The 13,704-nt window shown below is 33.3% G+C and carries 14 protein-coding genes; 8 read left to right on the top strand and 6 right to left on the bottom strand.

The genetic code is table 11. The annotated features are described in order from the left end of the window. The first annotated feature begins 77 nt into the window (after positions 1-77). The 8 genes from ABLV95_RS12035 to ABLV95_RS12000 all read left to right on the top strand — a co-directional run bounded on the left by ABLV95_RS12035 (position 78) and on the right by ABLV95_RS12000 (position 8,165). The gene (locus ABLV95_RS12035; RefSeq protein WP_427705860.1) at positions 78-656 is read left to right on the top strand and encodes a glycerol-3-phosphate responsive antiterminator; all 579 of its coding nucleotides are present in this window, start codon (positions 78-80) and stop codon (positions 654-656) included. A 120-nt stretch (positions 657-776) separates the two neighbouring features. After that, positions 777-2,057, top strand: coding sequence for an ABC transporter substrate-binding protein (locus ABLV95_RS12030; RefSeq protein ID WP_460875803.1), 1,281 nt, complete (start codon positions 777-779; stop codon positions 2,055-2,057). A 20-nt stretch (positions 2,058-2,077) separates the two neighbouring features. Then, the gene (locus ABLV95_RS12025; RefSeq protein WP_460875801.1) at positions 2,078-2,953 is read left to right on the top strand and encodes a carbohydrate ABC transporter permease; all 876 of its coding nucleotides are present in this window, start codon (positions 2,078-2,080) and stop codon (positions 2,951-2,953) included. Further along, positions 2,943-3,758 (top strand): carbohydrate ABC transporter permease, encoded by an 816-nt coding sequence (locus ABLV95_RS12020; RefSeq protein WP_069832535.1) that lies wholly within the window; start codon positions 2,943-2,945, stop codon positions 3,756-3,758. The genes ABLV95_RS12025 and ABLV95_RS12020 overlap by 11 nt, the downstream gene beginning before the upstream one ends. A 10-nt stretch (positions 3,759-3,768) precedes the next feature. Next, positions 3,769-4,839: an ABC transporter ATP-binding protein gene (locus tag ABLV95_RS12015; protein WP_427705865.1), complete on the top strand. Its 1,071-nt coding sequence runs from the start codon at positions 3,769-3,771 to the stop codon at positions 4,837-4,839. A 2-nt stretch (positions 4,840-4,841) separates the two neighbouring features. After that, a complete protein-coding gene (locus ABLV95_RS12010) occupies positions 4,842-5,621 on the top strand; it encodes a sugar phosphate isomerase/epimerase family protein (protein WP_427705867.1) in 780 nt (259 codons plus the stop codon). Positions 5,622-5,758: 137 nt separating this feature from the next. Then, complete coding sequence (locus ABLV95_RS12005; RefSeq protein WP_427705869.1) at positions 5,759-6,706, top strand: glycosyltransferase family 2 protein; 948 nt, start codon at positions 5,759-5,761, stop codon at positions 6,704-6,706. A gap of 1 nt (position 6,707) precedes the next feature. Continuing rightward, complete coding sequence (locus ABLV95_RS12000; RefSeq protein WP_460872163.1) at positions 6,708-8,165, top strand: DUF6056 family protein; 1,458 nt, start codon at positions 6,708-6,710, stop codon at positions 8,163-8,165. Positions 8,166-8,333: 168 nt separating this feature from the next. Here ABLV95_RS12000 and ABLV95_RS11995 read toward each other — a convergent pair whose 3' ends face one another. Genes ABLV95_RS11995 through ABLV95_RS11970 form a run of 6 tightly spaced genes read right to left on the bottom strand, consistent with a single transcriptional unit; the run spans position 8,334 to position 13,664 of the window. Continuing rightward, positions 8,334-9,014, bottom strand: a complete 681-nt coding sequence (locus ABLV95_RS11995; protein WP_427705873.1) for a PepSY domain-containing protein — start codon at positions 9,012-9,014, stop codon at positions 8,334-8,336. Continuing rightward, positions 9,011-10,369, bottom strand: a complete 1,359-nt coding sequence (locus ABLV95_RS11990; RefSeq protein ID WP_460875798.1) for an ATP-binding protein — start codon at positions 10,367-10,369, stop codon at positions 9,011-9,013. The genes ABLV95_RS11995 and ABLV95_RS11990 overlap by 4 nt, the downstream gene beginning before the upstream one ends. 5 nt (positions 10,370-10,374) lie before the next feature. Beyond that, complete coding sequence (locus ABLV95_RS11985; protein WP_002511690.1) at positions 10,375-11,052, bottom strand: response regulator transcription factor; 678 nt, start codon at positions 11,050-11,052, stop codon at positions 10,375-10,377. 12 nt (positions 11,053-11,064) lie between these two features. Then, a complete protein-coding gene (locus ABLV95_RS11980; RefSeq protein WP_460875796.1) occupies positions 11,065-11,796 on the bottom strand; it encodes an SLC13 family permease in 732 nt (243 codons plus the stop codon). Next, positions 11,780-12,469: an SLC13 family permease gene (locus ABLV95_RS11975; RefSeq protein WP_460875794.1), complete on the bottom strand. Its 690-nt coding sequence runs from the start codon at positions 12,467-12,469 to the stop codon at positions 11,780-11,782. Before ABLV95_RS11975 ends, ABLV95_RS11980 begins: the two co-directional genes overlap by 17 nt. Next, complete coding sequence (locus ABLV95_RS11970) at positions 12,459-13,664, bottom strand: glycerate kinase (RefSeq protein ID WP_460872159.1); 1,206 nt, start codon at positions 13,662-13,664, stop codon at positions 12,459-12,461. Before ABLV95_RS11970 ends, ABLV95_RS11975 begins: the two co-directional genes overlap by 11 nt. Positions 13,665-13,704: the final 40 nt, after the last annotated feature.

Here is a 13,704-nt window from a genome sequence, read left to right as displayed (position 1 = left end):
TTAAATGTGAAGGCGTATCTGTATTAATAAAATAATGCTTAAATAGTATTATAGATATTTATAAAGTGGAGGATAAAATGAAAGACAATAGAGTAGTGATTGCATCTGTGACAAATGAAAAACAGTTAGAAACTGTTCTAAAATATAAAGATAATATAAAAGCAGTGTTTATTTTAACGGGCAACTTTATAAACATAAAAGAGTATGTGAAGCTGTATCAATCATATGGCATTGATGTTTATATTCATGTAGAGATGATTAAAGGATTAAAATTAGATGATTTTGGTTTTAAATATATAAAACAAATGATCCAACCCCAGGGTGTTGTAACCACAAAAACGAGCCATGTTAAATTAGCTAAGAAAAATGGCATCTTTGTGATACAACGTTTCTTCTTAGCGGATCATGATATGAAAGAAAATATCATTAATACCGCTCGTGTAAGCCAACCTGATATGTTAGAAATGATGCCAACAATTACATCGTTTTTAATCAACTCGATTCAGTCACAAGTGAAGATACCAATTATTATGGGGGGTTTAGTAGATAGAGCAAGTTACTTAACTCAAGCACTTGAAGATGGTGCGTTAGGCGTATCGACAGCGAATGAAGAGATGTGGAGCAGAGAATTTACTGAATTTTTACATGAGCATTGATGAAACTCAATATTGATTTGTTACATTGAATATGACAAGTAAACGATAGGCAATTGGAGAGCCAAATAAGCGTGTATTTACACGTTTATTTGGCTATTTTTTTGGGAGGTTTTAAGGCAAATGAAAAAAATTGGTTTTCTATTGTGTATTGGATTGTTAATTTTAGCCGGTTGTAGCGCTGAAGGAAACAGCAATAAGACAAAGGATGGCAAGGTCAAAATAGAATATTGGCATGTCAATGCTGAGACGCAAGGTGGTAAAACAGTAAAAGAGCTTGTGAAAGATTTTAATGCGCAAAGTGATGATGTTTACGTGCAATCTAAATATAATCCGGACATGTATAAAGGATTAATACAGAATATGATGTCTGAAGCCGCGGGAGGAAGGACACCAGATGTTGTTCAAATTGGTTGGTCATTTAAAAACTATTACAAGGATAACTTTGAATATACATCACCTGAAGCAATCATCAACGAATCATTTCCAGAAGACAAGGAATTTATAGAGAAAAAATTCGACGATAAAATGTTGAGTATTGCACAGGATGAAAAAGGCGAACAATTAGGCTTGCCATATTCTGTCAGTAGCCCCGTAATGTTTATAAATAAAGATATTTTACGTAAGGCAAATTTAGATGAAAGTGGTCCGAAAACATGGGAAGAAGTTAAAACATACGCTGAAACGATTAGAAATAAATCAAATCAATATGGCGTGTTTATACAAGAACCGGCTGATAGTTGGGCACAACAAGCAATCGTTGATAGTAACGGTGGCAATATTGTTAAAGATGGAAAAGCATCATTTGCGAGTGAAGAGGGCGTAGAAGCGTATCAATTGATGCAAGATATGGTGAAAAATAAATCAGCATTACATACAAATGATGAACAAGGTCAACAAAGCTTTATTAACGGTGAAGTTGGTATGTTATTTACAACCAATGCGAAACAAACACATATTAAAGATAATGCCAAGTTTGATGTGGAAGCGATAGAAATGCCTGGATGGGAAGGAAAAGAGAAAAAAGTCCCAGTCGGTGGATCAATGCTAGGTATTACTTCAGATACAAAAGAAGAACAAGAAGCATCGTGGAAGTTTATGAAGTATCTATATAAAGTAGAGAACATGGCGAAATGGACAAAAGGTACAGGCTATGTGCCGCCAAGTAACGATGTTGTAGATGATCCGAATGGCTTGAAAGCATATGTTGCAGAAAATGAAATGATGCAACCCGCAATTAAACAGATGAGCAATGTTGTACCATGGGCTGCTTTCCCTGGTAATAGTGGTTTAGAAGCTGAACAACAGATCATTGATATGCGAGATAAGATACTCGGTGAAGATGCAGATGTAAACCAAACAATGAAAGAAACACAAAATAGAATTAATCAGGAATTAGATTAACGAGTTGAGGAGGACGCGTAATGAATAAAAAATGGTTACCTTACGCACTGTTATTACCATCTGTAATCATCATTTTAATATTTAACATTATTCCTTTAATTTATACCGTATATTTAAGCTTTTTTGATTGGAATATGGTTAAAACACATAAAGAATTTGTGGGATTGAATAATTATATTGATCTTTTTACAGATCCTAAATTTTATATGATTATCGTTCAGACATTTGCTTATATTGCACTACTTATAGCATTTAATACAGTGATGACCTACATTTTTGCATTTATTGTAGATTACTTTGTAGGCAAAGGTAAACGGATTTATCAAACGGTATTATTTATACCTTCCGTAATTTCTTTAGTGGTAGGAGCGATGGTGTTCCTTTGGATACTGAATCCTGTATCAGGGCCTGTAGCACAAATACTTGGTGTATTTGGATTATCGATACCGAACTGGACGACAACAAATGGTCGGGTCATATTCGTGATTAGTTTAATCGTTGCTTGGAAAGTATTTGGTTATAACTTCCTAGTACTATATTCAAGTATTATCGGTATTCCAAGAGAGATGATTGAAGCGGCAAAAATAGATAATGTAAAACCATCGCGTATTTTTATCGATATTATTTTACCGATGAGTTCGGCGACAGGGTTTTATATTTTAATTATGACGATTGTCCAAGGGTTACAGTATGTCTTTACGCCCATTAGCGTCATTACTAAAGGCGGCCCAAATTATCAGAGTAGTAACTTAATCTATCACGCTTACCACGAAGGTTTCACCTTATATAAGACAGGAATGTCAGCCGCAGTATCAACAATTACGCTAGTTATTTTCTTTTTACTATTACTGGTTCAGTTTTTAGTGGTTGAGAGGAGGGTTAAGTATGAAAACTAAATCTTATATTGCGCATATTGTATTAATTACGTGTATATTATTGGCAATTTATCCGATTATTTTTGCGGTAAGTAATTCATTCAAAAAGTTAAGTTATGCGTATGACTCCATGCTTAATTTAATTCCGATACCATTTACGATGGAAAATTTCGATAAGTTAGTTAACGATATTCCGTTACTACAAATTACAACGAATACATTTGTAATTGCGAGTGTGATTACGATTGTTAAAGTGGCAATCTCATTTTTAGCAGCGTTTGCCATTGTCTTTTACCAATTTAAATTTAAAAAAGTGACATATATGGTACTTGTAGCAACGATTTTCGTGCCATTTACAGTAACAATGGTTCCGAACTACATTATTATGGCACGTTTAGGATTTGTGGATTCAGTTTGGGGCGTCATTTTACCGCAGCTTGCAGACGCAATTGGCATATTCATGTTAACGCAGTCTATGCGTAATATTCCAAGAGCTTTATTAGACTCGCTTCAAGTAGATAATATTTCAGTGTGGCACACGATGAAAGATGTGATTGTGCCGATTACTAAGCCCGCACTAACATCTACAAGTATTTGGTTTTTCATATTGTCATGGAATGAGTATATCTGGCCGAATTTAATGTTGAAAAATGAAGAAAATTATACGTTACCTTTAGCATTACAACTGTTTGTAAGTTCAGAAGGAGGAACAAACTTTACTGTGGCGATGGCCTTAAGTGTCTTAACAATGGCGATTCCACTCATTATATATTTAGTGTTCCAACGTTTTATTATCGATACCTTTACTACTAGTGGAATTAAATAGGAGGATGACAATGGGTACTTTAGAATTAAAAAATTTAAGTAAATCATTTGGTGATACCAAAGTAATTGAGAATTTAACTTTAAAAATAAATGACGGTGAACGTGTTGTGTTTTTAGGTCCTTCTGGGTGTGGAAAGTCTACGATACTCAGAATGATTTCAGGTATTGAAAGTGTTTCAGACGGTCAAATTCTTTTTGATGATAAAGATGTAACAAGTTATGAACCGGGGGAACGAGATATTGCGATGGTCTTTCAAAACTATGCACTGTATCCGCATATGAGTGTAGAGAAAAATATTACTTATGCATTGAAACGGAATAAAGTCCCACAAGAAGAGATTAGCAAGAGACTGGATCAAGCACTTTCTATACTTGATTTAAATCATTTAAAGGAGCGTAAACCGAGTGAATTATCAGGCGGACAACGTCAAAGGGTTGCCTTAGGGCGTGCAGTTGTTAAAAATGCTTCATATTTCTTGTTAGACGAACCGTTGTCTAATTTAGATGCCTTATTACGTGTTTCTGCAAGAAGAGAGTTGTTGCATTTACATGACATGTACCAACATACCTTTATTTTTGTTACGCATGATCAGTTAGAAGCGATGGCATTGGCAGATCGTATTGCATTGTTTAATAAGGGTGAAATACAAATGTTCGATACACCTGAAAATATTTATAATCATCCACGTAATGTCTTTACGGCGCGTTTTATTGGTGCACCTCCGATGAATATTTTGGATGCAACATATGAAAAGCATCGACTTAAATTTGATGACCAACTTTCAATTAATGCAGAAAGTTTAAAACAACAACATCTAAATCAGTATGAGGGGCATCAACTTTTAGTTGGTATTCGTCCTGAAGCAGTTCATATTATAGACGAACCAACGGAGCTGAAATTTGAAATAGAAGATATTGAAAATTTAGGTGAATGCTACAGTCTCATTGGTAAGTTAAACCAACAGACACTGACTGTGAAAAGTTATGACAAGCCTGAACAATTAGTTGTAAATATAAAGTTTGATATGAATAAAGTAACATTGTTTGACCCAAATACAGAAATAAATATTGAGGAGCGATAATCATGGCATTAATCTTAAGTACAAACGCATATATTAGAAGCGGGTTAGCACCAATTTATAGTCTATTAGAAGTAAATCCCAATTTAGGCATAGAACTTTTTGGTAACAATCAAGATGAAGCTTATACGAAGGAATTACTTGAGATAGGTAAAGATTCACAACGTTTCTTAACATATCACGAACAAATTTTTGATGTAGAGCATTCGCGTCCTAGAGAAGCAGACCCATATAGCTTAAAACAAATTAGATTGGCAATTGAACACTGCGTGGCATTAGGGATTAAAGATATTGTTTACCATGTAAATAATGTAGCTATTAACAATAAACAGCAAATGATTGCTGAGACAGCAAATAATTTAGACAATATTACATCAGAAGCGAAAGTACAAGGTGTAAACATTTTAGTAGAAAATGTAGGGGTAGATACTAAGCAAAATAAACTGTTAACAGAATCAGAATTTATTGACTTCTGTAAAGAAAGAGAGAACAGTGTATTAATTGATGTGGGACATGCTAACGCTAATAATTGGGATTTAGAACATGTGGTTCAACAACTTAAGCATAAGATTAAATTCTATCATTTACACAACAATGATGGTAAGCATGATGACCACAATTTATTGCATGAAGGAACATTAGATATGGATGCATTTTTTGAAATTTATCATCAATATACGCCGAACGCACATCTGACTCTAGAATATAATTATGATATAGGGGAACAACCAGAAAACATCCAACGTGATATTAATTATGTAGTAAGTAAAATGGGAAGTAAATAAAGCAAAATAAAATAGACATAGTGCACACGATAAATCAGAATGTACAAAATATATGGTACATTCTGGTTTTTTATATTGTATAATACTGTATATAATACATTTTATATAATTATAATTCAAAGAGGTGCGCCGTTTTAATGATTAGAATATTGATTCCATGCTTTAATGAAGCGTTTGTAATTAAACAAACGTATGATAAATTAACAGAAATTATGCAACATGATAGTTATATTAACGGTTATACATATGAATTACTTTTCGTGGATGATGGTAGTAGAGACCAAACATTAACAATAATTCAACAATTATCTGAATTAGATAGTAGGGTGAAATACATTTCGTTTTCACGTAATTTTGGTAAAGAGTCTGCGATGTATGCAGGGTTGAAAGCGAGTACGGAAGCTGAGGCGTTGATCATCATAGACGGAGATTTACAGCACCCGCCGTCATTAATTCCACAAATGATTGTAGATTTTAGAAATGGTGAAGATCAAGTGGTGGCTAAAAGAGATCGAACTGGAGAACGTTGGTTACGTAAGCATCTGTCTAAAATGTATTATTTAATGATTAATAAAATGGTAGATGTTACCTTAGAGGATGGCATAGGAGATTTTAGGTTACTGAGTCAGCGTGCCGTTAAAGAAGTTGTGAAATTAGGAGAATACAATCGATTTTCAAAAGGATTATTTGCATGGATCGGCTTTGAGCCAAAAGTCATTGAATATCAAAATGTACAACGCGAAGAAGGAGAGTCTAAATGGTCATTTAGTTCATTGTTAAATTATGGTATAGATGGACTGATTTCCTTTAACAATAGACCGTTACGTATTATTATTTATTTAGGATTATTTAGTTGTTTGATGAGCTTTCTCTATATTATATTCAATTTAATTTATACACTGAGTTATGGTGTATCTACGCCTGGTTATTTCACTACTATTTTTGCAGTATTGTTCCTAGGCGGCGTGCAGCTGACTTCTTTAGGTATTATTGGAGAATATATAGGTAGAATTTATTATGAAGTGAAACAGAGACCGTTATTTATTATACATAAGACGAATTTAAATAAACATGAGGTAAATTAATATGAAATCACTAAATTTGGACAAGATGTACCTGACACTTACCGCACTATTTTTATTTTACTATTTTATGGCGTTCTTTTTACCATTAACCCATGATGATTGGGATTGGTATAGTCAGTATGGCGTGCAAATGTGGCAGGAAAAATATGCGAATTTAAATGGGCGTTATTTGGGTAATATTTTAGAAACTGTAGCAGTTCGTTTGGATTGGTTTAGGTGGATATCTTACGCGTTAATTAGCATGGCTATGATATATATTATTGTTCGTTTTACTCACAATACGAAACAGCCACTATATTATTTAATAGCTTTTATACTTATGGTTACGATACCAAGTGAGATATACAAACAAACTTATGGATGGTTTGCAGGTTTTTATAATTATGTCCCAGCCACGTTGTGTGTGCTGTTCATTTTATGGTTTATCGTTACAGTTTTATTTGAACGAAAAGGGCTTACACCTGTAATCAATATTGTCTTTTATATTATTTGTTTTATTGGGCAGTTTTTTATGGAAAATACGACGCTCTTTAATAGTATGATTTTGGTGTTAGCTATCGCCCTGAACTTATTACTTTATCGACAAATTAACCCTAAATTTATTGTTGGTTTATTATTATCTGTGGTCGGCACAGTAATCATGTTTTTAAACCCCAATTATCGTAAAATATTTTTTGAAGGCAGCAGTTACCAGAATGTATCTAGTGAAACAGGATTATTCGATAAAATATTCCATACGGTGACTACGACAATTCCAGATTGGGTCTTTTTCAATCAAATTGTGATTTTATCTATGATTATTGCTGTGGTGCTAGTTATGCTTTATCGCAGTACTGTGCTGTACAGCTTATCCAAGGTGAAAATAGGGCTGACTGTTAGTGGATTATTGATATTGCCTATTTATTACTTTTTCATATATAAACAATTCGAATTACAAAATTTCCATTCAATCACTATAGCAAATCTGCTTAATACTGTGATTTGTATTATATTTTTAGGTGCAATGATTTATGCAATACATTTAGTGATCGGGCAAAAGGAAGTACGTTATACATTATATTTACTCCTAGCCTCAACTTTACTTGTATGTGCACCTTTAGTCATTGTATCACCACTCGGTCCAAGGAATTTTTATACAGTATATGTAATCTATAGCATCATTCTACTGATATTACTTGTTCAACTCAACGTCATGCATGCGTTGTGGCGTAATATGATTGTGGGAATTGCAATTATGTTTGGTGTTGTTTATTTGAGTGGTTTTTACTATATCCACTATCAAAATGAAACGCGAATCGCGAATTTGAAACAAGAAGTAAAAGAGCATCCAGATAAGGATTTCTATACGATGGAGAAACTGCCATTTGAACATTATTTACATCATGCAACGCCAACCAGCGAGAAATATCAAACACTATTCAATAAATATGAAGGTTTACCAAGCAGATACAAAAGTTAAGTATGTGCCTTTTGGTAGCGAAGAAAAGAAGAGTGATTGATGAAATAATGTGTTAATTATTATAAATTATTACTAGTTTTCGAATTACTCGAAACAGATAAAAGCTCCGGGATAGTAAATTTACTAACTACCTCGGAGTTTTTATTTAAATATTTGTAAAGTGATTTATTAATCATCGCCATCTTCATAATCATCATAATCGTCGCCGTCGTCATCACTGTCATCGTCGCCGTCATCATTACCGTCATCATCACCTGAATAAATACGTTGTTTTTGATTTGTAGGCGGTGGTTGTGTAGGTTGGGTTTCAGTTGATGCCGCATCATTATTTTTATTGAACCAAGCTACTGAGGATACTTTACCTGTAACATGATTGATAATGATATTAGCACCTTTTTGACTACTTATATCTTGAGTCACCAAATAGTATTTAATACCTTTATCTTCTTTTAAAGTAATAGATTTAAAGGTACCGCCGACGTGTTCTTTTGCTATATCTTTGGCTGATGCTTCACTGATTTTTTTATCTTCCTTTTTCTGTTCCTTTTTGGGTTCAGGTTTCTTTGGTTTTAAATCCTTTGTTTGTTTTATATTAGAAATTGTTTTCTTTTCTCTATCTACTTTAATGTGATATATACCTTCACTTGATTTTAATTTTACTAAAAATTCATTTTTATTATCAGTGAGCTTGATAGATTCAATATCACCGTTGTAACGTTTCTCAACCATTGCTTTTGCATCTGTCTCTGCCATAAGTTGCTGATTCGCTTTTAAAAATATAATTACACATAGGGCGACAGATAATCCAATACATGTCATTATTAAAATTAATTTAACGAGCAGTTTCATTTTTTGACTCCTTTAGGCACAGTTAAAATAAAGGATGATCCTTTATTTACTTCGCTTTTTACATCAATCACTATATTTTGTTGTGTGGCAATTTCTTGCGCAATGGACAATCCTAAACCTGAACCGCCAGTGCTACGTGACCGTGCTTTATCTACACGATAAAAGCGAGTGAAAATATGAGGCAAGTCAGATTCTGGAATACCTATACCGTCATCCATAATTTCAATATTGAATGAATCTTTATTATCAGAAATTCTGACAATAATAAGTGATTCACCATATTTGTGTGCATTATCTAAAAATATGTGTATTAATTGCTTGAATAAAGAAATATTTAGCCAAGCTTCATAAGATTCACAAGCTACTTCTACTTTTATATCTTGTTTATATACATGCTTTAAGCGATGTGTGATTTCTTCAATTAATTCCACTATATTTTCATATTCAAGACTACTTTCCGTCTTATTTTTCGTTATTTGAGCATAATATAACAATTGTTCTGTTAAATATTTCATTTTTTTAGCTTCATCACCAATAGCATGGATACTTTCATCTAATGTTTTTTGATCTTTCTTTCCAAATCGCCGCAACATTTGACTATAAGAGTTTATAACTGTAATTGGTGTTTTTAATTCATGTGACGCATTCATAATAAATGCTTGTTGTCTCTCGTCGTGTTCTTTCAATTTGTTCATCATGTCATTAAAGGAAGTAGATAATTCCTGCAATTCATACGAATCATTTTGTTGTACTTCTACAGGTAAATAATCTTTGGTTTCTTGTGTTTCTTTGATGTGCTTACTTAATTTCAAAATCGGTTGCGTGATAATATTGGTGATTACTCTATTCAAGTAAAAAATTACTATTAGTAATAATATAACTGAGCCGATTAAAATCCATTTTAAAATTTGAAAGGATTCATACTTAAAGTCTACATTTTCATAAAGCTGTAAATTGACGACTTCACCATGTTCCCAAACGATAGGCAAGGAAATCATTGCAAAATGATGACCTTTATAAGCAACGGTTTTTTTATATTGCTTACTTTGAAAGGGTTGTTGGATATTATTATAATCTACATTAGTCGTGAAATTCACTTTGGCTTTATCGTTCTTATCAATAACACTGATGTAGCCATCAGAAAGTATGTAACTGTTATTCATAATTTCTTGATTCGTTCTATTATCCGATTTTTTAATTTCTTCTATAATATTAATACTACGTGCTTCAAGTTGATTTAGCTCAGAAGCTATTGAAAAATGTTTGAAAATAACATACACAAAGATGTTCACACAAATAATCAAAATTACGGTCATCACGGTGATATACAACTGGATTCTAGTACCTAATCTCATATAAATTAATCCTTAATCATATAACCATACCCACGGACACTATCGATAATGGATGGTTTGTTTTTGTCTAACTTTTTACGTAAGTGACGTACATACACATCGACTACGTTAGTATCGCCTTGGTAATCAAATTGCCATACGTGTTTGATTATTTGCTCACGCTCTAAAGCCTGATTTTTATTTTCCAGGAAATAAACAAGCATTTCATATTCTTTTGGCGTAGTACTCACTATAGTATCGTCCATATAGACTTCACGTGACTTTGTATCTACAGAAATATGTCTATGTACGAGAATGTCATCATCTTCTTCTGTGTCAGCATGTAGCATTTTTAAATGCGCACGGATTCTAGCTAATAATTCTTCTATTTCGAAAGGCTTAGTAACATAATCATTTGCGCCAGAATCAAGGCCGCCGACTTTATCCATTAATGCGTCACGAGCGGTTAACATGATGACCTTTATTGAATTATCTTTCGTTCTAATACGTCTCAACACTTCCAAACCATTTAATTCTGGCAACATAACATCAAGCAAGATGAGATCAAAGGAATTATCTTGAAATGCTTGTATTCCTTGCTTGCCTGTATATGCTAAAGTCACATCGTATTCTGCAAACTCTAGTTCTAATTGCAATACACGTGCAATTTTTTCATCATCTTCCACAATTAAAATCTTTTCCATTATTCAATACACCTACTTTAGTTTTAAACCTATAAATTGCCAATAAAATAAATACATTAAGACCATAAATACTACATAAATAGGGAGTAACCACATATTTAATTTTAAAAGTTGTGAAGTATTAAATGGTCGATCATCTAACTCATAAAATATTAATAATGCTTTTGAACTTACTGGTAATGTTAAGCAATAGTTTATGCCAATTAATGTTATAAATACAACTGACATAGGATTTAATTCAAAGGTTTCCGCGAAAATAAGTACCGTTGGAACAAGTACCACAGCTCTTGTTGTATGGCTTGTAATGAGTAAATGTGAACCTACACTAATGATGCTTAGTATAATCACAAATACAATTGCAGGCATTACTGGTAATCCGTTAAGTAATGATAAAATTTGGTCTTGTATGTACTTAACGACACCGTATTTTATTAATAATTCTCCAAGTGCAGTTGCACTCGCTACGAAAAATATTAAACTCCATGACACTTCGGACAAAGCTTTTTTCCAAGTTATGAGTCCTAATTGAGGAATCAACATGCAAAAAGCCATTAAAATTGTTACAAAAGCAATATCAAGTCCATGTAAACTTTCAGTAACCCACAGTACAATAGTTATGCCAATTAAAATAATTGCTTTACGTTCCTTTGACGAAAGTGGTGTTTGTTCAACGTCAACTTCAATATCGACAGGTTCTTTATCTGAAACTTCCTTCATAGGTTGTTGTTTAATAGGACTGTACATTAATATGACAGCAAGCAATCAAACTAATTAGTAAACCAAAGGGTAAGCCCCATAACACGAAATCAATATAAGAAATCGATTTATCTGTTTGACCTTCTAAAATACCTATACCTATTAAATGACTTCCCGCACCAATTAAGGTCGTATTCGTCATAGTTAAAATAAGTATAGGTATCATTAAACCATACATCGTGGCACGCTTTGGAAACTGTGTTTTTATCGCTTGATAAATAGGTAACATTGCTGCCGCACGACTTGAAGTTGAAGGTATAAAGAAAGTCATGAGTTGAATCGTTGCCAAAATGAATAAACTTGCACGCTTTTCAGTATGGCATTTTCGGCTAAACCAATTGACGAGCCTTGTTAATAAACCACTTTCTTCTATGACACTACTGATGATAAATGCGCCAATCATTAACCAAACGATATGTTGATTTAATGATTCAAATAATATTGAATCTGGAACACCCAGCAACACTGCACCGATCAAACATAGCATCCCAGCTAATCCTGCAGGTAAATTTGAAAATATAAATAATATAATAGCTAAAATAAAAATCATTATACTTACTTTGCCTAAGTAACTTAAATCTAATACCAAAAAGATATAAAAACTTAAACAAAGAAAAGATATCCAAATCCATAGATGTGAAAATGAAACATTAGCTAGCATCTGTAACGACTTCCTTCAGTTTATGCTTTTGTTGTTCTCTTGCTTTAAAAAGGTTCATACCAATCATAATATAACGAATCGCACTTTCTACACTGCCCTCTAACCATTTATCTGCGTCGTTGATTGCATTTTCTAAAGTAGCTGGCTCAGGTATAATACTAGAAAATGCATCAATACCACTTTGATAATTTATTTTTGCGCCTTTACCAATCGTTCCCGCAAAAGCTATTACAGGTTTATTGTGATTTTTAGCAATACGTGCAACTTCAGCAGGCACTTTTCCATTCGGTGTTTGATAGTCAATACAACCTTCTGCAGTAATGACAATATCCGTTGATTCAAGATTGCTTTCGATTTGAATATAATTTTTAATCAAATCAAACCTTGGATGCAATGTTGCATTAGCGAAAGCGATGAGACCGGCTCCAAGACCACCTGATGCCCCTGTACCTTCTGCATAACGTAAATCCTTATTTGTATGTTGCTTAATTAAAGCGACTAAATGATATAAATTATTTGATAAATGTTCTACGTCCTCTTGTGACGCCCCTTTTTGAGGACCAAATACTCGTGCAACGCCTTTATCACCACATAATATATTAGACCAATTTACAGCAACATCAATTGGTGTTGTTGATACTCGGCTGTCTATATTGCTTAAATCTAAGTCATGAATTTTATCAATATCAACGCCACCATCAATGTAAACTGCCTCGCCATGCTTATTATAGAATTTAACGCCAATAGCTTGAGCCATACCTACGCCACCATCAGATGTACCAGAATCGCCACAACCTATAATTATTCTATCTACACCGTAATCAAGTGCTTTAATAATCATTTGACCTACGCCATAAGTTGTTGTGTATAATGGGTTTCTTTGTGTCTTAGGGACATGTCTTAATCCTGCAATTGCGACCATTTCAATCACAGCTACAGTTTCTTTTCCTTCTTTAAATACGCCAAAGTAAGATTGGATGCGTTGTCCGACAGGGCCAGTGACATGAGTCATTATTTTATAGCCATTTCTAATTTTAATAATAGATTCTACGAAACCTTCGCCACCATCAACCATAGGTATAACATTTACTTCATAATTTGAATTGACACGTTTAATACCTTTTTCAATTGCATAACCAACTTCTTCTGCACTTAAACTTTCCTTAAAACCTGATGGAATAACTGTAAATTTCATAATCTTCATCTCCCCGTATATAGTCTTAATTAATTGATAC

Origin of the sequence: Staphylococcus sp. Mo2-1 (genome assembly GCF_046721385.1) — a bacterium.
GTDB classification, from domain to species: Bacteria; Bacillota; Bacilli; order Staphylococcales; family Staphylococcaceae; genus Staphylococcus; species Staphylococcus equorum_A.
The sequence above is the reverse complement of the archived record's forward strand: the minus strand, read 5'-3'. Positions and strand labels throughout refer to the sequence as shown.

Coding starts and splice junctions, on each gene's coding strand:
- ABLV95_RS12015 (WP_427705865.1), top strand. CDS start 3,769: ATGGGTACTTTAGAATTAAAAAATTTAAGTAAATCATTTGGTGATACC.
- ABLV95_RS12025 (WP_460875801.1), top strand. CDS start 2,078: ATGAATAAAAAATGGTTACCTTACGCACTGTTATTACCATCTGTAATC.
- ABLV95_RS11970 (WP_460872159.1), bottom strand. CDS start 13,664: ATGAAATTTACAGTTATTCCATCAGGTTTTAAGGAAAGTTTAAGTGCA.
- ABLV95_RS11990 (WP_460875798.1), bottom strand. CDS start 10,369: ATGAGATTAGGTACTAGAATCCAGTTGTATATCACCGTGATGACCGTA.
- ABLV95_RS11985 (WP_002511690.1), bottom strand. CDS start 11,052: ATGGAAAAGATTTTAATTGTGGAAGATGATGAAAAAATTGCACGTGTA.
- ABLV95_RS11995 (WP_427705873.1), bottom strand. CDS start 9,014: ATGAAACTGCTCGTTAAATTAATTTTAATAATGACATGTATTGGATTA.
- ABLV95_RS12000 (WP_460872163.1), top strand. CDS start 6,708: ATGAAATCACTAAATTTGGACAAGATGTACCTGACACTTACCGCACTA.
- ABLV95_RS11980 (WP_460875796.1), bottom strand. CDS start 11,796: ATGTACAGTCCTATTAAACAACAACCTATGAAGGAAGTTTCAGATAAA.
- ABLV95_RS12030 (WP_460875803.1), top strand. CDS start 777: ATGAAAAAAATTGGTTTTCTATTGTGTATTGGATTGTTAATTTTAGCC.
- ABLV95_RS12010 (WP_427705867.1), top strand. CDS start 4,842: ATGGCATTAATCTTAAGTACAAACGCATATATTAGAAGCGGGTTAGCA.
- ABLV95_RS12005 (WP_427705869.1), top strand. CDS start 5,759: ATGATTAGAATATTGATTCCATGCTTTAATGAAGCGTTTGTAATTAAA.
- ABLV95_RS12035 (WP_427705860.1), top strand. CDS start 78: ATGAAAGACAATAGAGTAGTGATTGCATCTGTGACAAATGAAAAACAG.
- ABLV95_RS11975 (WP_460875794.1), bottom strand. CDS start 12,469: ATGCTAGCTAATGTTTCATTTTCACATCTATGGATTTGGATATCTTTT.
- ABLV95_RS12020 (WP_069832535.1), top strand. CDS start 2,943: ATGAAAACTAAATCTTATATTGCGCATATTGTATTAATTACGTGTATA.